The sequence below is a fragment of the Bradyrhizobium sp. 62B genome (assembly GCF_030272265.2).
In the GTDB taxonomy this organism is placed as follows: domain Bacteria; phylum Pseudomonadota; class Alphaproteobacteria; order Rhizobiales; family Xanthobacteraceae; genus Bradyrhizobium.
Genome location: NZ_CP092841.2, coordinates 4,415,289 through 4,433,787, shown reverse-complemented (window position 1 = coordinate 4,433,787; position 18,499 = coordinate 4,415,289). Strand labels below are relative to the sequence as shown.

The 18,499-nt window shown below is 63.6% G+C and carries 31 protein-coding genes; 30 read left to right on the top strand and 1 reads right to left on the bottom strand.

Annotation, left to right across the window (positions count from 1 at the left end; genetic code table 11):
* Nucleotides 1–53 precede the first annotated feature (53 nt).
* From rpsJ to rplQ, 28 genes are all read left to right on the top strand, one after another.
* A complete protein-coding gene (gene rpsJ / locus ML401_RS21045) occupies nt 54–362 on the top strand; it encodes a 30S ribosomal protein S10 (protein ID WP_002712302.1) in 309 nt (102 codons plus the stop codon).
* A gap of 52 nt (nt 363–414) precedes the next feature.
* A complete protein-coding gene (gene rplC / locus ML401_RS21040) occupies nt 415–1,131 on the top strand; it encodes a 50S ribosomal protein L3 (RefSeq protein ID WP_194402792.1) in 717 nt (238 codons plus the stop codon).
* Nucleotide 1,132: 1 nt separating this feature from the next.
* The gene (gene rplD / locus ML401_RS21035) at nt 1,133–1,753 is read left to right on the top strand and encodes a 50S ribosomal protein L4 (protein WP_020508797.1); all 621 of its coding nucleotides are present in this window, start codon (nt 1,133–1,135) and stop codon (nt 1,751–1,753) included.
* Complete coding sequence (locus ML401_RS21030; RefSeq protein ID WP_194402791.1) at nt 1,750–2,052, top strand: 50S ribosomal protein L23; 303 nt, start codon at nt 1,750–1,752, stop codon at nt 2,050–2,052. The genes rplD and ML401_RS21030 overlap by 4 nt, the downstream gene beginning before the upstream one ends.
* A 12-nt stretch (nt 2,053–2,064) precedes the next feature.
* Nucleotides 2,065–2,898, top strand: a complete 834-nt coding sequence (gene rplB / locus ML401_RS21025; RefSeq protein ID WP_194402790.1) for a 50S ribosomal protein L2 — start codon at nt 2,065–2,067, stop codon at nt 2,896–2,898.
* 12 nt (nt 2,899–2,910) lie between these two features.
* Nucleotides 2,911–3,189 (top strand): 30S ribosomal protein S19, encoded by a 279-nt coding sequence (gene rpsS, locus ML401_RS21020; protein WP_008136357.1) that lies wholly within the window; start codon nt 2,911–2,913, stop codon nt 3,187–3,189.
* 10 nt (nt 3,190–3,199) lie between these two features.
* Nucleotides 3,200–3,586, top strand: a complete 387-nt coding sequence (gene rplV / locus ML401_RS21015) for a 50S ribosomal protein L22 (RefSeq protein WP_008136353.1) — start codon at nt 3,200–3,202, stop codon at nt 3,584–3,586.
* Between the two features lie 17 nt (nt 3,587–3,603).
* On the top strand, nt 3,604–4,329 hold the full coding sequence (rpsC, locus tag ML401_RS21010) for a 30S ribosomal protein S3 (RefSeq protein WP_092294149.1): 726 nt from the start codon (nt 3,604–3,606) through the stop codon (nt 4,327–4,329).
* Nucleotides 4,330–4,359: 30 nt separating this feature from the next.
* Entirely contained in the window at nt 4,360–4,773 is a 414-nt protein-coding gene (rplP, locus tag ML401_RS21005; protein ID WP_008136349.1) for a 50S ribosomal protein L16, read from the top strand.
* Between the two features lie 5 nt (nt 4,774–4,778).
* Nucleotides 4,779–4,985, top strand: coding sequence for a 50S ribosomal protein L29 (gene rpmC / locus ML401_RS21000; RefSeq protein WP_011088144.1), 207 nt, complete (start codon nt 4,779–4,781; stop codon nt 4,983–4,985).
* 13 nt (nt 4,986–4,998) lie between these two features.
* Nucleotides 4,999–5,247 (top strand): 30S ribosomal protein S17, encoded by a 249-nt coding sequence (gene rpsQ / locus ML401_RS20995; RefSeq protein WP_097658742.1) that lies wholly within the window; start codon nt 4,999–5,001, stop codon nt 5,245–5,247.
* Nucleotides 5,248–5,330: 83 nt separating this feature from the next.
* Nucleotides 5,331–5,699 (top strand): 50S ribosomal protein L14, encoded by a 369-nt coding sequence (gene rplN, locus ML401_RS20990; RefSeq protein WP_007603030.1) that lies wholly within the window; start codon nt 5,331–5,333, stop codon nt 5,697–5,699.
* Complete coding sequence (rplX, locus tag ML401_RS20985) at nt 5,699–6,013, top strand: 50S ribosomal protein L24 (protein ID WP_007603031.1); 315 nt, start codon at nt 5,699–5,701, stop codon at nt 6,011–6,013. Before rplN ends, rplX begins: the two co-directional genes overlap by 1 nt.
* Entirely contained in the window at nt 6,006–6,563 is a 558-nt protein-coding gene (rplE, locus tag ML401_RS20980) for a 50S ribosomal protein L5 (RefSeq protein ID WP_018322267.1), read from the top strand. Before rplX ends, rplE begins: the two co-directional genes overlap by 8 nt.
* Nucleotides 6,564–6,609: 46 nt before the next feature.
* Complete coding sequence (rpsN, locus tag ML401_RS20975) at nt 6,610–6,915, top strand: 30S ribosomal protein S14 (protein ID WP_018322268.1); 306 nt, start codon at nt 6,610–6,612, stop codon at nt 6,913–6,915.
* 14 nt (nt 6,916–6,929) lie between these two features.
* Nucleotides 6,930–7,328 (top strand): 30S ribosomal protein S8, encoded by a 399-nt coding sequence (gene rpsH / locus ML401_RS20970; protein WP_194402788.1) that lies wholly within the window; start codon nt 6,930–6,932, stop codon nt 7,326–7,328.
* A gap of 16 nt (nt 7,329–7,344) precedes the next feature.
* Complete coding sequence (gene rplF / locus ML401_RS20965) at nt 7,345–7,878, top strand: 50S ribosomal protein L6 (RefSeq protein ID WP_027549201.1); 534 nt, start codon at nt 7,345–7,347, stop codon at nt 7,876–7,878.
* Between the two features lie 11 nt (nt 7,879–7,889).
* Entirely contained in the window at nt 7,890–8,252 is a 363-nt protein-coding gene (rplR, locus tag ML401_RS20960) for a 50S ribosomal protein L18 (RefSeq protein ID WP_007603036.1), read from the top strand.
* A gap of 47 nt (nt 8,253–8,299) precedes the next feature.
* Entirely contained in the window at nt 8,300–8,893 is a 594-nt protein-coding gene (gene rpsE, locus ML401_RS20955) for a 30S ribosomal protein S5 (protein WP_025036985.1), read from the top strand.
* 23 nt (nt 8,894–8,916) lie between these two features.
* Nucleotides 8,917–9,111, top strand: coding sequence for a 50S ribosomal protein L30 (gene rpmD / locus ML401_RS20950; protein ID WP_011088137.1), 195 nt, complete (start codon nt 8,917–8,919; stop codon nt 9,109–9,111).
* A gap of 75 nt (nt 9,112–9,186) precedes the next feature.
* The gene (rplO, locus tag ML401_RS20945; protein WP_194402787.1) at nt 9,187–9,672 is read left to right on the top strand and encodes a 50S ribosomal protein L15; all 486 of its coding nucleotides are present in this window, start codon (nt 9,187–9,189) and stop codon (nt 9,670–9,672) included.
* Between the two features lie 231 nt (nt 9,673–9,903).
* Nucleotides 9,904–11,235 carry a preprotein translocase subunit SecY gene (gene secY / locus ML401_RS20940; RefSeq protein WP_211419183.1) on the top strand — a complete coding sequence of 444 codons (1,332 nt, stop codon included), beginning with the start codon at nt 9,904–9,906 and terminating at the stop codon, nt 11,233–11,235.
* A gap of 12 nt (nt 11,236–11,247) precedes the next feature.
* Nucleotides 11,248–12,459: a preprotein translocase subunit SecY gene (locus tag ML401_RS20935; RefSeq protein WP_285806750.1), complete on the top strand. Its 1,212-nt coding sequence runs from the start codon at nt 11,248–11,250 to the stop codon at nt 12,457–12,459.
* Nucleotides 12,456–13,367 carry an adenylate kinase gene (locus ML401_RS20930; protein WP_285806749.1) on the top strand — a complete coding sequence of 304 codons (912 nt, stop codon included), beginning with the start codon at nt 12,456–12,458 and terminating at the stop codon, nt 13,365–13,367. The genes ML401_RS20935 and ML401_RS20930 overlap by 4 nt, the downstream gene beginning before the upstream one ends.
* A 185-nt stretch (nt 13,368–13,552) precedes the next feature.
* Nucleotides 13,553–13,921 (top strand): 30S ribosomal protein S13, encoded by a 369-nt coding sequence (gene rpsM / locus ML401_RS20925; protein WP_008549231.1) that lies wholly within the window; start codon nt 13,553–13,555, stop codon nt 13,919–13,921.
* Between the two features lie 124 nt (nt 13,922–14,045).
* The gene (rpsK, locus tag ML401_RS20920; protein ID WP_007603045.1) at nt 14,046–14,435 is read left to right on the top strand and encodes a 30S ribosomal protein S11; all 390 of its coding nucleotides are present in this window, start codon (nt 14,046–14,048) and stop codon (nt 14,433–14,435) included.
* Between the two features lie 114 nt (nt 14,436–14,549).
* The gene (locus ML401_RS20915) at nt 14,550–15,581 is read left to right on the top strand and encodes a DNA-directed RNA polymerase subunit alpha (protein ID WP_194402784.1); all 1,032 of its coding nucleotides are present in this window, start codon (nt 14,550–14,552) and stop codon (nt 15,579–15,581) included.
* Between the two features lie 121 nt (nt 15,582–15,702).
* Nucleotides 15,703–16,119 carry a 50S ribosomal protein L17 gene (rplQ, locus tag ML401_RS20910; RefSeq protein WP_011088131.1) on the top strand — a complete coding sequence of 139 codons (417 nt, stop codon included), beginning with the start codon at nt 15,703–15,705 and terminating at the stop codon, nt 16,117–16,119.
* A gap of 79 nt (nt 16,120–16,198) precedes the next feature.
* Here rplQ and ML401_RS20905 read toward each other — a convergent pair whose 3' ends face one another.
* Entirely contained in the window at nt 16,199–17,176 is a 978-nt protein-coding gene (locus ML401_RS20905) for a tripartite tricarboxylate transporter substrate binding protein (protein ID WP_285806747.1), read from the bottom strand.
* Between the two features lie 202 nt (nt 17,177–17,378).
* On the opposite strand from ML401_RS20905, the gene ML401_RS20900 reads away from it, so the two are divergent.
* Both ML401_RS20900 and ML401_RS20895 read left to right on the top strand, forming a co-directional pair.
* The gene (locus ML401_RS20900; RefSeq protein ID WP_212068465.1) at nt 17,379–18,167 is read left to right on the top strand and encodes an SDR family NAD(P)-dependent oxidoreductase; all 789 of its coding nucleotides are present in this window, start codon (nt 17,379–17,381) and stop codon (nt 18,165–18,167) included.
* 8 nt (nt 18,168–18,175) lie between these two features.
* Complete coding sequence (locus ML401_RS20895; protein ID WP_211419188.1) at nt 18,176–18,472, top strand: DUF1330 domain-containing protein; 297 nt, start codon at nt 18,176–18,178, stop codon at nt 18,470–18,472.
* Nucleotides 18,473–18,499 lie beyond the last annotated feature (27 nt).

Sequence of the window (18,499 nt, the reverse complement as noted above, 5' to 3'; positions counted from 1 at the left end):
AGGGAATTCTATTCGCTACTCGCTACTCGCCACTCACTAGAGAAAGCACGGCAATGAACGGCCAAAATATTCGTATCCGTCTCAAGGCGTTCGACCATCGTATCCTCGATACGTCGACCCGCGAGATCGTGAACACGGCGAAGCGCACCGGCGCGCAGGTCCGCGGACCCATTCCGCTGCCCACCCGCATCGAGAAGTTCACCGTCAACCGTTCGCCCCACGTCGACAAGAAGAGCCGCGAGCAGTTCGAGATGCGCACTCACAAGCGCCTGCTCGACATCGTCGATCCGACCCCGCAGACCGTCGATGCTTTGATGAAGCTCGACCTGGCCGCCGGTGTCGACGTCGAGATCAAGCTCTAAGATTTTTGGATCCCGTTCGCGCAAGCGGACAGAAAGAACAGGAAGCAAGCCGATGCGCTCCGGAGTGATCGCACAAAAGGTCGGGATGACGCGGGTCTTCACGGAGGCCGGCGAACATATCCCCGTGACCGTGCTGAAGCTCGGCAATTGCCAGGTCGTAGGCCACCGCACCGAAGAGAAGAACGGTTACGTCGCGCTCCAGCTCGGTTCTGGCGCCCGCAAGACCGTTTACATGCCGAAGGCTGAGCGCGGCCAGTTCGCGGTCGCCAAGGTCGAGCCGAAGCGCCGCGTCGAGGAATTCCGCGTCACCGCGGATGCGATGATCCCGGTCGGCGCCGAGATCCAGGCCGATCATTTCGTCGTCGGCCAGTTCGTCGACGTCACCGGCACCTCGGTCGGTAAGGGCTTCGCCGGCGGCATGAAGCGCTGGAACTTCGGCGGTCTGCGCGCCACCCACGGCGTCTCGGTCTCGCACCGCTCGATCGGTTCGACCGGTGGTCGTCAGGACCCCGGCAAGACCTGGAAGAACAAGAAGATGCCTGGCCACATGGGTGTCGACCGCATCACCACGCTCAACCTTCGCGTCGTTCAGCTCGATGTCGAGCGCGGCCTGATCCTCGTCGAAGGCGCCGTTCCCGGCTCCAAGGGCGGCTGGATTCGCGTGCGCGACGCCGTCAAGAAGCCGCTGCCGAAGGAAGCTCCGAAGCCCGGCAAGTTCAAGGTTACGGGTGGCGAAGCCGAGGCTGCGGCCCAGCAGGAGGGTGCGTGAGATGGAATTGAAGGTCACCACCCTCGAAGGTAAGGAAGCCGGCTCGGTCCAGCTGTCCGACACCATTTTCGGCCTCGAGCCGCGCCAGGACATCATTGCACGTTGCGTGCAGTGGCAGCTCAACAAGCGCCAGGCCGGTACGCACAAGGCCAAGGGCCGCGCCGAGATCTGGCGCACCGGCAAGAAGATGTACAAGCAGAAGGGCACCGGCGGTGCTCGTCACGGCTCGGCCCGCGTGCCGCAGTTCCGCGGCGGCGGTCGTGCCTTCGGTCCGGTGGTGCGTTCGCACGCCACCGACCTGCCGAAGAAGGTCCGCGCGCTGGCGCTCAAGCATGCGCTCTCGGCCAAGGCCAAGGACGGCGATCTCGTCGTGATCGAGAAGGCCGCGCTGGAAGCCGCCAAGACCAAGGCGCTGCTCGGCCACTTCTCGGGCCTGGGGCTCACCAACGCGCTGATCATCGACGGTGCCGAGCTCAACAACGGCTTTGCCGCTGCGGCCCGCAACATCCCGAACATGGACGTGCTGCCGATCCAGGGCATCAACGTCTACGACATCCTGCGCCGTCAGAAGCTCGTTCTGACCAAGGCCGCCATCGATGCGCTGGAGGCGCGCTTCAAATGACGAAGAACATCGAGGCTCGCCACTACGACGTGATCGTGTCGCCGGTCGTGACCGAAAAGGCGACGATCGCTTCCGAGCACAACAAGGTGCTGTTCAAGGTGGCCGCCAAGGCCACCAAGCCGCAGATCAAGGAAGCGATCGAGAAGCTGTTCGACGTCAAGGTCAAGAGCGTCAACACGCTGGTCCGCAAGGGCAAGACCAAGATCTTCCGCGGCAATCTCGGCTCGCAGTCGAACACCAAGCGCGCGATCGTGACCCTCGAAGAGGGCCACCGGATCGACGTCACCACCGGTCTGTAAGGTCGTACGACGATGGCACTGAAGACATTCAATCCCACGACGCCGGGCCAGCGCCAGCTGGTCATGGTCGATCGTTCGGCCCTGTACAAGGGCAAGCCGGTGAAGGCGCTCACCGAGGGCAAGCACTCCTCAGGCGGCCGCAACAACACCGGTCGCATCACCGTGCGCTTCCGCGGCGGCGGTCACAAGCGGACGCTGCGTACCGTCGATTTCAAGCGTGAGAAGATCGACGTTCCCGCGACCGTCGAGCGGCTGGAATACGATCCGAACCGCACCGGCTTCATCGCGCTGATCAAGTATCAGGACGGCGAGCAGGCCTACATCCTGGCGCCGCAGCGCCTGGCCGTGGGTGACACCATCGTCGCCGGCAATTACGTCGACGTGAAGCCGGGCAACGTCATGCCGCTCGGCAACATGCCGGTCGGCACGATCATCCACAATATCGAGGTCAAGATCGGGAAGGGCGGCCAGCTCGCCCGTTCCGCGGGCACCTATGCCCAGCTCGTCGGCCGCGACCAGGACTACGTGATCATCCGCCTGAATTCGGGCGAGCAGCGCCTGGTGCACGGCCGTTGCCGCGGCACCATCGGCGCGGTGTCGAACCCGGATCACATGAACACCTCGATCGGCAAGGCCGGCCGCAAGCGCTGGATGGGCCGCAAGCCGCACAACCGCGGCGTCGCGATGAACCCGATCGACCATCCGCACGGCGGTGGTGAAGGTCGTACCTCGGGCGGTCGCCACCCGGTCACTCCGTGGGGCAAGCCGACCAAGGGCAAGAAGACCCGCACCAACAAGTCGACCAACAAATTCATTCTCCTAAGCCGCCACAAGCGGAAGAAGTAAGGAACGCCGGACATGGTTCGTTCAGTCTGGAAAGGCCCGTTCGTCGAGGGTTCTCTGCTCAAGAAGGCAGATGCCGCGCGCGCGTCCGGCCGTCACGACGTCATCAAGATCTGGAGCCGTCGCTCGACGATCCTGCCGCAGTTCGTCGGCCTGACCTTCGGCGTCTACAACGGTCAGAAGCACGTACCGGTCGCCGTCAACGAGGAAATGGTGGGTCACAAGTTCGGCGAGTTCTCGCCGACCCGGACCTTCCATGGCCACTCCGGCGACAAGAAAGCCAAGAAGGCTTGAGGATTAAACGATGAGCAAACCTAAGCGCGAACGGAGCCTCGCCGAGAACGAGGCCAAGGCGGTCGCCCGGATGCTGCGGGTGAGCCCGCAGAAGCTCAACCTGGTCGCCCAGCTCATTCGCGGCCGGAAGGCGGCTGCTGCGCTCGCCGACCTGCAGTTTTCGCGCAAGCGGATCGCGGTCGACGTGAAGAAGTGCCTGGAATCGGCTATCGCCAACGCCGAGAACAACCACGACCTCGACGTCGACGATCTCGTCGTGGCGCAGGCCTTCGTCGGCAACGGCCTCGTGATGAAGCGCTTCGCCGCTCGCGGCCGCGGCCGTTCGGGCCGGGTGTACAAACCATTTTCGCAGCTGACGATCATCGTTCGTCAGGTCGAAGCTGAAGCCGCCGCTTAAGGGCGCAGGAGAACACGATGGGTCAAAAGATCAATCCGATCGGTCTGCGCCTCGGCATCAACCGTACCTGGGATTCCCGCTGGTTCGCCGGCAAGCAGGAATACGGCAAGCTGCTGCACGAGGACGTCAAGATCCGTGAGATCCTGCACAAGGAGCTCAAGCAGGCGGCCGTCGCCCGCATCGTGATCGAGCGTCCGCACAAGAAGTGCCGCGTCACCATCCACTCGGCCCGTCCGGGCGTGGTGATCGGCAAGAAGGGCGCCGACATCGACAAGCTTCGCAAGAAGGTTGCGGACATCACCTCGTCCGACGTCGTCATCAACATCGTCGAAATCCGCAAGCCGGAGCTCGACGCGACGCTGGTGGCCGAGTCGATCGCGCAGCAGCTGGAGCGCCGCGTGGCGTTCCGCCGCGCCATGAAGCGCGCCGTGCAGTCGGCGATGCGTCTCGGCGCGGAAGGCATCCGCATCAACTGCTCGGGTCGTCTGGGCGGTGCGGAAATCGCGCGCATGGAGTGGTACCGCGAAGGTCGCGTGCCGCTGCACACGCTGCGCGCCGACATCGACTACGGCGTTGCGACCGCGTTCACGACCTTCGGCACCTGCGGCGTCAAGGTCTGGATCTTCAAGGGCGAGATCCTCGAGCACGATCCGATGGCCCAGGACAAGAGAATGGCCGAAGGCGAGACGGGTGGTAGCAGCGATCGTGGTGGCCGTCAGCGCCGCGATACGGCTGCAGCCTAAAGCCGCACAGGAATTTGAGGGCTCAAAGCCATGATGCAACCTAAGAAAACGAAGTTCCGGAAGGCGCATAAGGGCCGCATCCACGGCGTCGCGTCTTCGGGCGCGACGTTGGCGTTCGGCCAGTTCGGCCTGAAGGCGACCGAGCCTGAGCGCGTCACCGCGCGTCAGATCGAAGCCGCTCGCCGCGCGCTGACCCGCCACATGAAGCGCGCCGGCCGCGTCTGGATCCGCGTATTCCCCGACGTTCCGGTGTCGAAGAAGCCGGCCGAAGTCCGCATGGGCTCCGGCAAGGGTTCGCCGGAATTGTGGGTGGCGCGCGTCAAGCCGGGCCGGGTGCTGTTCGAGATCGACGGCGTCAACACCCAGACGGCGCGTGAGGCGCTGACCCTGGCGGCCGCCAAGCTGCCGATCAAGACGCGCTTCGTCGAGCGCATTGCGGAGTAATGGCCATGGCCCAGATGAAGATCGAAGACATCCGCGCGATGAGCCCCGACCAGCAGGATGACGCCATCCTGAACCTGAAGAAGGAGCGCTTCAACCTGCGCTTCCAGCGTGCCACCGGGCAGCTCGAGAACACCTCGCGCCTGCGCGAGGCTCGCCGTGACATCGCCCGGATCAAGACCGTCGCCGCGCAGACGCGCGCGAAGAAGAAGTAAGAGGCTTACGAAGATGCCGAAACGTACTTTGCAGGGCGTGGTCGTCAGCGACAAGCAAGCCAAGACCATCGTGGTGCGCGTTGATCGCCGCTTCACGCATCCGATCTACAAGAAGACGATCCGCCGTTCGAAGAACTACCACGCGCACGACGAGAGCAACCAGTTCAAGCCGGGCGACATGGTGTGGATCGAGGAATCGAAGCCGATTTCGAAGTTGAAGCGCTGGGTCGTGATCCGGGGCGAACACAAGAAAAGCGCCTGATCTGTTGGCTTTAGCCGACTGACTTCAGGGAAATGTTGAGCGCCGGCTGGGCTGGCGCAAATAGAAGAGGACGAGGTGCATCAATGATTCAGATGCAGACCAACCTCGACGTGGCCGACAATTCTGGCGCACGCCGTGTCATGTGTATCAAGGTGCTCGGGGGCTCCAAGCGCCGCTACGCCACGATCGGCGACATCATCGTCGTCTCGATCAAGGAAGCAATTCCGCGTGGCAAGGTGAAGAAGGGCGACGTGATGAAGGCCGTCGTGGTGCGCGTCCGCAAGGACATCCGCCGCGCCGACGGTTCGGTCATCCGCTTCGACCGCAACGCCGCCGTTCTGATCAACAACCAGTCCGAGCCGGTCGGCACCCGTATCTTCGGGCCCGTGCCGCGCGAGCTGCGCGCCAAGAACCACATGAAGATCATCTCGCTCGCGCCGGAGGTGCTGTGATGGCTGCGAAAATCCGCAAGGGCGACAAGGTCGTCGTGCTGACCGGTCGCGACAAGGGCCGCACCGGCGAAGTGTTCGAAGTGCGTCCCGACGCCGGTACGGCGCTGGTGCGCGGCATCAACATGGTCAAGCGTCACCAGAAGCAGACGCAGGCCCAGGAGGGCGGCATCATCTCGAAGGAGTCGCCGATCCAACTGTCCAACATCGCGTATGTCGGCAAGGACGGAAAGCCGACCCGCGTCGGATTCAAGATTCTGGCGGACGGCAAGAAGGTCCGCATCGCCAAGAGCTCGGGAGCTGAGATCGATGGCTGAGGCCGCTTACACGCCGCGCCTGCGCGCGGAATACGATGCGAAGATCCGCACGGCCATGACCGAGAAGTTCGGTTATGAGAACGTCATGCAGGTTCCGCGCCTGGACAAGGTCGTGCTGAACATGGGCGTTGGCGACAGCGTCAACGACCGCAAGAAGGCCGAGACCGCCGCTGCCGAGCTGACCCAGATCGCCGGCCAGAAGGCGATCGTGACCTATTCGCGGATCGCGATCGCGACCTTCAAGCTGCGTGAGAACCAGCCGATCGGCTGCAAGGTCACGCTGCGCAAGGCCCACATGTACGAGTTCATCGATCGCCTGGTGACGGTCGCGCTGCCGCGCGTCCGCGACTTCCGCGGCCTGAACCCGAAGAGCTTCGACGGCCGCGGCAACTACTCGCTCGGCATCAAGGAGCACATCATTTTCCCCGAGATCGACTTCGACAAGGTCACGGAAGCCCGCGGCATGGACATCACCGTCTGCACCACGGCCAAGACCGACGAAGAGGCGAGGGCCTTGTTGACCGCTTTCAATTTCCCGTTCCGGCAGTGAGACGCTGACCTAGAGCCTCTCAAACGCGGATACCCAGGAGCCAAGCATGGCAAAGAAGAGTTCAGTCGAGAAGAACAACCGGCGCAAGCGGATGGTGAAGAACGCCGCCGCCAAGCGCGAGCGGTTGAAGGCGATCATCGCCGACAAGAAGCTGCCGATGGAGGAGCGTTTCGCTGCGACGTTGAAGCTGGCCGAAATGCCGCGCAACTCGTCGGCGACCCGCATCCGCCTGCGTTGCGAGCTGTCGGGCCGCCCGCGCTCGAACTACCGCAAGAACAAGTTGTCCCGTATCGCGCTGCGCGAACTTGGCTCCAAGGGCATGGTCCCGGGCCTCGTGAAGTCCAGCTGGTAAGGAGGGTCGTTTAGATGTCTACGCACGATCCAATCAGCGATCTGATCACCCGTATCCGCAACGCGCAGATGCGCGCGAAGACCAAGGTCTCCACGCCCGGCTCGAAGATGCGCGAGAACGTTCTCGAGGTCCTCAAGACCGAGGGCTACATCCGCGGCTACGCCACGCTCGAGCATTCCTCGGGCCGCAGCGAGATCGAGATCGAGCTGAAGTATTTCGACGGCGAGCCCGTCATCCGCGAGATCGAACGTGTCTCCAAGCCCGGGCGTCGCGTGTACGCCTCGGTGAAGAACCTGCCGCGGGTCAACAATGGGCTCGGCATTTCGGTGTTGTCGACGCCGAAGGGGATCATGGCCGACCACAGCGCGCGCGACGCGAATGTGGGCGGTGAAGTCCTCTTCACGGTGTTCTGAGAAGGATTTTTGATCCATGTCACGTGTTGGCAAAAGGCCTGTGGCGGTTCCGTCGGGTGTGACCGCGACCGTTGATGGGCAGACCGTCAAGATGAAGGGCCCGAAGGGCCAGCTTCAGTTCGTCGTCCATGACGACGTCGAGGTGAAGCTTGAGAACGGCCAGGTGAAGGTGAACCCGCGGGTCGAGACCAATCGCGCGCGGGCGCTGTACGGCACCGCTCGCGCCCAGGTCGCGAATCTGGTCGAAGGCGTCACCAAGGGCTTCGAGAAGAAGCTCGAGATCACCGGCGTCGGTTACCGCGCCGCGATGCAGGGCAAGAACCTGCAGCTCGCGCTCGGTTACAGCCACGATGTGGTCTATGCGATCCCGGAAGGGATCACGATCACGGTGCCGAAGCCGACCGAGATCACGGTGACCGGCAGCGACATCCAGCGCGTCGGCCAGGTCGCGGCCGAGATCCGCAGCTATCGCCCGCCGGAGCCCTACAAGGGCAAGGGCGTGAAGTATGTTGGCGAATTCATCTTCCGCAAGGAAGGCAAGAAGAAGTAACGGAGCCGGTCATGTCCAAAGCCAAGGTTACGAATGCCCGGCGCAAGCGGAGTGTGCGGCTGAAGCTGCGCCGCTCCGGTGGTGGCCGTCCGCGTCTGTCGGTGTTCCGCTCGTCGAAGCACATCTACGCCCAGGTTATCGACGACCTGAAGGGCGAAACGCTGGCCTCTGCCTCGTCGCTCGAGAAGTCGATGCGCGACGGCGGCAAGACCGGCGCCGACATCGATGCGGCGAAGGCGGTCGGCAAGCTGCTGGCCGAGCGGGCCGCCGAGAAGGGCGTCAAGGAAGTTGTGTTCGATCGCGGCAGCTATCTCTATCACGGGCGCGTCAAGGCTCTCGCCGACGCCGCGCGTGAGAGCGGGCTGAGCTTCTAACGGAATTTGAGGATTGAGGCGTAAGCCTCTGAAGGATTGGAAAAACCATGGCAGAACGCGAACAGCGTGGTGGACGCGATCAACGCGGCGGCGGACGTGAACGCAGGGAGCGCGAGGAGCGCGACAGCGAGTTCGTCGACAAGCTCGTCCACATCAACCGCGTGGCCAAGGTCGTCAAGGGCGGCAAGCGCTTCGGTTTCGCAGCGCTGGTCGTGATCGGCGATCAGAAGGGCCGTGCCGGCTTCGGTCACGGCAAGGCGCGCGAAGTGCCGGAGGCGATCCGCAAGGCCACCGAGTCCGCCAAGCGCAACCTGACCCGCGTGTCGCTGCGCGAGGGCCGCACGCTGCATCACGACATCGCCGGCCGTCATGGCGCGGGCCGTGTCTACCTGCGTGCAGCTCCGGCCGGTACCGGCATCATCGCCGGCGGTCCGATGCGCGCCGTGTTCGAGACGCTCGGCGTCCAGGACGTGGTGGCCAAGTCGATCGGCTCGTCGAACCCCTACAACATGGTTCGCGCAACCTTCGACGCGCTGAAGCATCAGGATTCGCCGCGTTCGGTCGCAGCCCGCCGCAACATCAAGGTGTCCACTCTGCAGTCGCGCCGTATCGGTGGCGATGCCGAGGCGGCTGCCGACTAACGACAGCTTTGGAGCAGACTCCCATGGCCAAGGCCGCAAAGACGATCAAGCTCGAGCAGACCGGCAGCGCGATCCGCCGCCATCACTCGCAGCGCTCGACGCTGATCGGGCTCAAGCTCAACAAGATCGGCCGCACCAGCGAACTGCCGGATACCCCGGCGGTCCGCGGCATGATCGAGAAGGTTCACCATCTCGTCCGCATCGTCGACGAGAAGTAAGCAAAGGCGCGTGATCCCGAGAGCGGGCTATCCGTTCTCGGCGAAGATCAGGCGCAAGAAACAAGGAGAAGGGCGATGAAGCTCAGCGATATCGCCGACAACGCCGGCTCGCGCAAGAAGCGTATGCGCGTCGGCCGCGGCATCGGTTCGGGCAAGGGCAAGCAGTCCGGCCGCGGCGGCAAGGGCCAGACCGCGCGTTCGGGCGTGCGCATCAAGGGTTTCGAAGGCGGCCAGATGCCGATGCATCGCCGCCTACCCAAGCGCGGCTTCAACAACATCTTCCGCGTCGAGTTCGCCGAGATCAATCTCGACCGGCTCCAGGAAGCGGTCGATGCCAAGAAGATCGACGCCGGCAGCGTCGTGAACGTCGAGGCCCTGGTGAAGGGCGGCGTGCTGCGCCGCGCCAAGGCCGGCCTGCGGCTGCTCGGCCGTGGCGAGCTCAAGTCCAAGCTCAACATCGAAGTGCACGGCGCCACCAAGACCGCGATCGAAGCGGTCGAGAAGGCCGGCGGCTCGGTGAAGATCCTCGCCCCTGCCAAGGAAGAAGGCGAGGCGGCGTAACAACTGCGTCATTGGCCCGCGGCTCGCGGGCCTTTACGCATGCGGGACGTGGACTTATCGAAGCCGAGCCCCAGATAATGTCCGGCGTCCGCGAGAGCATGGTCCGGAAAAGTGTGACGCGGTTTTCCGGAAAGATCATGCTCAAACGATAGCCTGAAGCGCGATATCATCGCGCTTTAGTAGCCCGGCCGCGGGCATGACGGCGCAATAGGCGGCGGGAGAAAGTCCAAGATGGCCTCTGCAGCGGAACAACTGGCAGCCAATCTCAATTTCGGTGCGTTTGCCAAGGCTGACGAACTGAAGAAGCGCATCTGGTTCACACTGGGTGCGCTGCTCGTTTATCGGCTCGGGACCTACATCCCGCTTCCCGGCATCGATCCCAATATCTGGGAGCAGGTGTTCCGCTCCCAGGCGGGCGGCATCCTCGGCATGTTCAACATGTTCGCCGGCGGCGGCATCCACCGCATGGCGATCTTCGCGCTGAACATCATGCCGTATATCTCGGCCTCGATCATCATCCAGCTCCTCACCACCGTCTCGCCGCAGCTCGAGGCGCTGAAGAAGGAGGGCGAGTCGGGCCGCAAGCTGCTGAACCAGTACACCCGCTATCTCACCGTGATCCTGGCCGCGTTCCAGTCCTACGGCATCGCGGTGGGTCTAGAGGGCGCCGGCAACGTCGTCAGCGACCCCGGCCTGTTCTTCCGCCTGTCCACGGCGATCACGCTGACCGGCGGCACCATGTTCCTGATGTGGCTGGGCGAGCAGATCACCTCGCGCGGCATCGGCAACGGTATCTCGCTGATCATTCTCGCCGGTATCGTCGCCGAGCTGCCCGCCGCGCTCGCGAACATGCTCGAGCTCGGCCGTCAGGGCGCGATGTCGACCGGCCTGATCCTGGTCGTCATCGTCATGGCGGTCGCCGTGATCGCCTTCATCGTGTTCATGGAGCGTGCCCAGCGCCGCCTCCTGATCCAGTATCCGAAGCGCCAGGTCGGCAACAAGATGTTCGAGGGCCAGTCCTCGCATCTGCCGCTCAAGCTGAACACCTCCGGCGTGATCCCGCCGATCTTCGCGTCCTCGCTGCTGCTGCTGCCGACCACGGTCGCGAATTTCAACGCGGGCAGTGGGCCGGAATGGTTCCAGTGGATCACCACCCAGCTCGGCCACGGCCGTCCGCTGTTCCTGATCATGTATCTGGCGCTGATCGTGTTCTTCGCCTTCTTCTACACCGCGATCGTGTTCAACCCGACCGAGACCGCGGACAATCTGAAGAAGCATGGCGGCTTCATTCCGGGCATCCGTCCCGGCGAGCGTACCGCGGAATATATCGACTACGTGCTCTCGCGCATCACCGTGCTGGGCGCGATTTATCTCGCGATCGTCTGCTTGATCCCGGAGATCCTGATCTCCTACGCCTCGGTGCCGTTCTATTTCGGCGGCACCTCGCTGCTGATCGTCGTCAGCGTCACCATGGATACGGTGGCACAGGTGCAGGGCTATCTTCTGGCGCACCAGTATGAAGGCCTGATCCGCAAGTCGAAGCTGCGCGGCCGCCGCAGGTAAGCCCGCCCGCAAATGACCATCGAGCTCGCGCGCCGCATCGCTATCACGATCGGCGCGCTTCTCGTTTTCAGGCTCGGCACGCAGATCCCGATTCCCGGGGTTGATGTCTTCGATGTCCCGCCGACGCTGGATCTCGTCGGCCGGCTCTCGATCTTTGCGCTGGGCCTCATTCCTTATCTGACGGCAGCAATCCTGATCCGGCTGCTGTCCGTGGTGTGGCGTCGCCTGAATTCCCTCGAGCGATCAGGCGAGCGCGGACGGCGCAAGATTGCGCGTGCCACGCTTGGCCTGACGCTCGGACTTACGGCCTTTCAGGCCTACGGCTTCGCCTCGGCGCTCACGTCGATCCCGGGCCTCGTCAGGAATCCCGACGGCTGGTTCGTCGCGGCGGCCTCGGCCTCGTTGGTCGGCGGCGTCTTCGTGCTGGTCTGGCTGAGCGAGCAGATCACCCGCCACGGCATCGGGAACGGCCTGGCGCTGATCCTGAGCGCCGGCTTTCTCGTCGCGATTCCGCAAAACATCGCCGGCATCATGGATGCTTTCCGGCAGGGCATGATCTCGGGTAGCCTCGTCCTCGGCCATGCCGTGTTCTGGGTCGCGGCCGTTGTCGTGATCGTGCTCGTCGAAGGGGCGCGGCGAAATATCCAGGTCCGGTTCGCCGCACGCAACGTCGGCTCGCGGCAACTGCCGGGACGGGATGCGACGCTGTCGATCAAGCTCAACAGCGCCGGGTTCTTGCTTCCGGCCACCGTGGCGCCCTGGATCTTCTTTCTGCCGCTTGCCTTTGCCGGCGTCGTTCTGGGCAGCGATCATCCGCTGGTCGCGGCGGCGTATCAGCATCTTCAGCTGGGCCAGCCGGTGCACATGATTCTGGTGTCGATCGCAGTGTTCGCGCTCGCCTTCATCTACACGGCCTATGTCGTCGATCCCGAGTACACGGCGAAATCTCTGGCGCAGCGTGACGGTATCATTCCCGGGGTCGCGCCCGGCGAGGAAACGGCTGCCCATCTCGATCGCGTCGTGTCATTGACGACGGTCGTCGGAGCCGTCTACCTGACTGCGTTGCAGCTGATTCCGGAGGTGTTCGAGCTTTACGGGATCGGACTGCCTTATAGTATGGTCGTCAATGGTGGTGCGGCGGTGGTAGTGGTTTGCACTGCTCTTGATATCAAAACACAGGTGCGCGACGTATCGCTCACCAATCCGGGGGGCGTACGCCGATGAGAATTATACTTCTGGGACCGCCGGGGTCGGGCAAGGGGACCCAGGCGCAGCTCTTGGTGCAGCGTTATGGCATCGTCCAGCTCTCGACCGGCGAGATGCTGCGTGCCGCGGTTGCGGCCGGAACGCCGGTCGGGCTGAAGGCCAAGGAGATCATGGCCAGCGGCGGCCTCGTGCCCGACGAGGTCGTGGTCGGAATCATCTCCGACCGGATCGACCAGCCGGACGCCCGGAACGGCTTCATCCTCGACGGCTTCCCGCGCACCGTGCCGCAGGCCGAAGCTCTGGACGAGTTGCTGAGGAACAAGCGCCTCAAGCTCGACGCCGTGATCGAGCTTCGCGTCAACGAAAGCGCGCTTCTGAACCGCGTCGAGACCCGCGTCGCCCAGATGCGGGAGCGCGGGGAGGAAGTCCGACTCGATGACACCCCGGAGGTCCTGACCAAGCGGCTGGCCAGCTACCGCAGCCAGACGGAACCGCTGATTCACTACTATTCCGAGCGGCGGAAGCTCTCGACCATCGACGGTATGATGGCCATCGACGAGGTCACCCGCGCCATCGACCGCCAGCTGCAGGCTCTGGGGACGGTCGAGCCCGCGACCCTCGCCAAGAGCGTAGCCAAGGCGGCGCCGGCCAAAAAGGCGAGGGCGGCCAAGGCAGCGACCCCAAAGGCGGCCAAAAAGCCGGCGAAAACGGCCAAAAAGCCCGCCAAATCGGCGAAAAAGGCCGCCAAGGCGGTAAAGGGCCCGAAGACAGCCAAGAAGACTGTCAAGAAAGCCGCCAAGAAGGCCGGCAAGAAAGCCGGTAGGAAAGCAGCGAAAAAGGCCGCCAAAAAGACCGCGAAGAAGGCCGTCAAAAAGGGTGCCAGGAAGGCTGCAAAAAAGGTCACGAAAAAGCGAGCCAAGCGCTAGCAGCGGTTGACGAAAGCCCCTGGAATCCCCTAATAAGCCCCGCATCCAAGTCGGATAGTTTCAGACGATGCCGGGCCCCAGGAAGACCGGGGGAGGGCGTCGTGTTCGCGTTTGTGAACACCTGCCCGAGAACACAAGCACTTAAAGCCCGGTCCTGACGAGGATCGGCAACAGGAGAGAAGGCCGTGGCCCGTATTGCCGGCGTGAACATTCCCACCAACAAGCGCGTGCTGATCGCGCTCCAGTACATCCATGGCATCGGTCAGAAGATCGCCGGTGAGATCCTGGAAAAGGTGAAGATCCCCGTGGATCGTCGCGTCAATCAGCTCAGCGACGCTGAAGTGCTCCAGATCCGCGAAGTGATCGACCGCGACTATCTCGTCGAGGGCGACCTGCGCCGTGAAGTCGGCATCAACATCAAGCGTCTGATGGACCTCGGCTGCTATCGCGGTCTGCGTCATCGTCGCGGTCTGCCGGTGCGCGGCCAGCGTACCCACACCAATGCGCGTACGCGCAAGGGTCCGGCGAAGGCCATCGCCGGCAAGAAGAAGTAAGTTTTCGAATCCAATCACGGCGTGTGGCGAACACGGGCATGACCCGTTCGCCACGCGCTTTTCGTTCCACAGGTGTAGCCGCTGGCATTACGGCGGCGTTTGAGATCTCCAGGAAAGGTACTCAATGGGTAAGGAAGCCACCCGCGTTCGTCGTCGTGAGCGCAAGAACATCGCCTCCGGCGTCGCGCATGTGAACTCGTCGTTCAACAACACGACCATCACCATCACCGACGCGCAGGGCAACACGATTGCCTGGTCTTCCGCCGGCACGATGGGCTTCAAGGGCTCGCGCAAGTCGACCCCGTACGCCGCGCAGGTTGCCGCCGAGGACGTGTCGAAGAAGGCGCAGGAGCACGGCATGCGCACGCTGGAAGTCGAAGTCGCCGGTCCCGGTTCGGGTCGCGAATCGGCGCTCCGCGCGCTTCAGGCCGCCGGCTTCACCGTCACCTCGATCCGCGACGTGACAACGATCCCGCACAACGGTTGCCGTCCGCGCAAGCGTCGTCGCGTTTGATTTTTTACGAGTTGCGGGCGCATCGCGCCCGCAATGACTTTGCAAGAAGCCGCGGGTGCGACCTGCGGCCTTTCTCCAACGCCAGTATTTGATGCCTCAAATTGGCTGGCCTGTATGGGTGAAACAGTGACGATCCAGAAAAATTGGCAAGAACTGATTCGGCCGAACAAGCTCCAGGTGATGCCTGGCAGCGATTCCTCGCGTTTCGCAACCATCGTCGCCGAGCCGCTCGAGCGCGGCTTCGGCCAGACCCTCGGCAACGCGCTGCGCCGCATCCTGCTCTCCTCGCTCCAGGGCGCGGCGGTGCAGTCGGTGCACATCGACGGCGTGCTGCACGAGTTCTCCTCGATCGCGGGCGTCCGTGAGGACGTCACCGACATCGTGCTCAACATCAAGGACATCTCGATCAAGATGCAGGGCGAAGGCCCCAAGCGCATGGTCGTGAAGAAGCAGGGCCCCGGCGTTGTCACCGCCGGTGACATCCAGACCGTCGGCGATGTCGTCGTGCTCAACCCGGACCTGCAGATCTGCACCCTCGACGAGGGCGCGGAGATCCGCATGGAGTTCACGGTCGCGACCGGCAAGGGCTACGTGCCCGCCGAGCGCAACCGTCCCGAGGATGCGCCGATCGGCCTGATCCCGGTCGACAGCCTGTACTCGCCGGTCCGCAAGGTCTCCTACAAGGTCGAGAACACCCGCGAGGGCCAGATCCTCGACTACGACAAGCTGACCATGACGATCGAGACCAACGGCGCGATCTCGCCGGATGACTCGGTGGCTTATGCCGCCCGCATCCTGCAGGATCAGCTCAACGTGTTCGTCAACTTCGAAGAGCCGCGCAAGGAAGTCGCCCAGGAGATCATCCCGGACCTCGCCTTCAACCCGGCCTTCCTCAAGAAGGTGGACGAGCTCGAGCTGTCGGTGCGTTCGGCCAACTGCTTGAAGAACGACAACATCGTCTACATCGGCGACCTCGTGCAGAAGAGCGAAGCGGAAATGCTCCGCACCCCGAACTTCGGCCGCAAGTCGCTGAACGAGATCAAGGAAGTGCTGGCCCAGATGGGTCTGCATCTCGGCATGGAAGTGCCGGGCTGGCCGCCGGAGAACATCGACGAGCTCGCCAAGCGCTTCGAAGATCATTACTGATCTGACTTCACCGTGACGGCCGGCGTCCCCGGCCGTCATTTTTAAGGGCGAACGCAGGAAGCCCACCTGAGCAACTGGTCCGACGAACCGTCGCGGCAGTTCTAACGTAAGGAATAGTTACATGCGTCACGGCAAGGTTCATCGGAAGCTCAACCGCACGGCCGAGCATCGCCGCGCGATGTTCGCCAACATGGCGGCCGCGCTGATCAAGCACGAGCAGATCGTCACCACGCTGCCCAAGGCCAAGGAGCTTCGCCCGATCGTCGAGAAGCTCGTGACCCTCGGCAAGAAGGGCGGGCTGGCCATGCGCCGCCAGGCCATCTCCGAGATGCGCGACAAGGATCAGGTCAAGAAGCTGTTCGACGTCCTGGCGACCCGCTACAAGGACCGCCAGGGTGGCTACACCCGCATCATCAAGGCCGGCTTCCGCTACGGCGACAACGCCGCGATGGCGGTGATTGAGTTCGTCGATCGCGACGTCGATGCCAAGGGCCAGGATTCCGGCCCGGTGCAGGAGAAGGAAGCCGAGGCGGCGTAAGCCACTCAGCGGATACGGATTGAAAACGGCGCCCTCGGGCGCCGTTTTTGTTGTTGGGACTGGCGCAGATTCGCCGGGACTATTCCTCCTTGATCCCCGCTTTTTGCGCGATGTCTTTCATTTCGGCGGTCTCCTTGCCGATGGCGCCCGCCCAATCGCTGTAACGCGCGAAGCCGGGCTCGAAGCCGACCTTGGTGAAGCGCTCGATGACGGACGGGCTGCCGATGATCTCCTCCAGCGTCGCCGATAGCTTGTCGCGAACGGATGGCGGCAGCCCCTTCGACGCGACCACCGCTCCCCAGGACGCGAAATCGATGTTGCCATAGCCGAGCTCGGCCAGCGTCGGCACGTCGGGCAGGTACGGCGTGCGCTTGCCCGAGAACACGGCGAGCACCTTGACGGTGCCGGCCTCGATCTGCGGCTTGACCGCGATCACCGTGTCGACGTGGTACTGGATGTGCTTGCCGATGAGGTCGTTCATCGCCGGCGCGCTGCCCTTGTAGGGCAGGTGGACCATCTTGATCCCCGCCGCCGACTTGAACAATTCGCCGGCAAAATGCGAGACGGTCGCGACGCCAAAGGACGCCAGCGAGAGCTTGTCGGGATTGGCCTTGGCTTCAGCGACGAGCGCGGCCACGTCCTTGACCGGATTGTCCTGGTAGGTGACCAGCGCCAGCGTGATCTTGCCGGTCTGGCCGATCGGCTCGAAGTCCTTGGCGGCGTCGTAGGGCACGCTTTCCTTGACGGCCGCCGGCAGCGTGAAGCTCGAGTTCGAGCTGAAGAACAGGGTGTATCCGTCAGGCGCCGCTCGCGCGACCTCCTTGGCGGCAATCGTGGTGCCGCCGCCGGGGCGGTTCATGATGATCACGGGCTTGCCGAGCCGCGTCTCCAGTTCGCCGCCGATGATGCGCGCCACCACGTCGGAGGCGCCGCCGGGCGGGAAGGGCACGATCAATTGCAGCGGTTTGTCCGGATAGACCGCTTGAGCCGGCGCGGGCGAGTTGCCGCCGATCAGGCCGAGCAACCCGAGCGCAACAGTGAGGGCGGTTCTCTTCATCGCTTGGTCCTTCCGTGTTCGCATGAGCAAAGATGCCCGGGTGTGGCTAGCAATAATCGTTCCATCTGCGATCGAGACTGGTTGTATGCCTCCCTCGCTGCACCCGGAACAGCTCGTGACCGTCTCACCGATTGGTGAGCGCCAATTGCGGCGCGGTCCATAGCGTCCAATATTCCCCTCATCGATTTGATGGAGATACTACATGAACATCGACCTTTCCGGAAAAACCGCGCTGGTGACTGGCTCGACCGCCGGCATCGGCCATGCCATTGCCAAGGGCCTTGCAGCCTCCGGCGCCAGCGTCGTGATCAACGGGCGCGGCCAGGACAAGGTCGATGCGGCCGTGCGCAAGCTGGAAGGGGCGGGCGCCAAGGTCCGCGGCATCGCCGCCGACGTCTCGACCGCTTCGGGCTGCAAGGCGCTCGTTTCGGCGCTGCCGGACGTCGACATCCTCGTCAACAATGCCGGCATTTTCGAGCCGAAGGACTTCTTCGACATTCCCGACGAGGACTGGAGCCGCTTCTTCGAGGTCAACGTGATGAGCGGCGTGCGGCTGTCGCGCGCCTACCTGAAGGGCATGCTCAAGCGCAATTGGGGCCGCATCGTCTTCATCTCCTCGGAGTCCGGCCTCAACATTCCCGTCGAGATGATCCATTACGGCATGACCAAGACGGCCCAGCTCTCGGTCGCCCGCGGTCTGGCGCAGCTCACGCGCGGCACCGGTGTCACCGTCAACTCCGTGCTGCCGGGCCCGACCATGTCGGAGGGCGTCGAGACTTTCGTGAAGGATCTCGCCAAGCAGAACGGACAGTCGGTGGACGAGGCCGCCGCCAACTTCGTCAAGCAGCATCGCCCGAGCTCTCTGCTCCAGCGTTTCGCCGGCGTCGACGAGATCGCCAACATGGTGGTGTATGTCGCCTCGAAGCAGGCATCTGCCACCAACGGCGCGGCGCTTCGCGCGGAAGGCGGCATCGTCAACACCATTGCCTGAGGTCGTGCATGACAGCCTATGTGATCTCCGAAGTCGAGATGCGCGACGCGGACGACTTTGAAGCCTATCGCGCGCTCGCCGCGAAGACGATCGCGCAGTACGGCGGACATTACCTCGTCCGTGGCGGCAAGGCCGAGCTTGTCGAAGGCAACCTCCCGCCGAAGGCCGTCATCATCGTCGAATTCGAATCGATGGTGCGATTGAAGGAATGGTACGCCTCGCCGGAATATGCCGAGGCGCTGAAGCTGCGGCAGACGGCGCTGGAGCGGCGGCTGCTGTTCGTCGAGGGAGTCGTCGAAGCCTAGCTGGTCTGCCGCCCCTGCGGGTTCCAA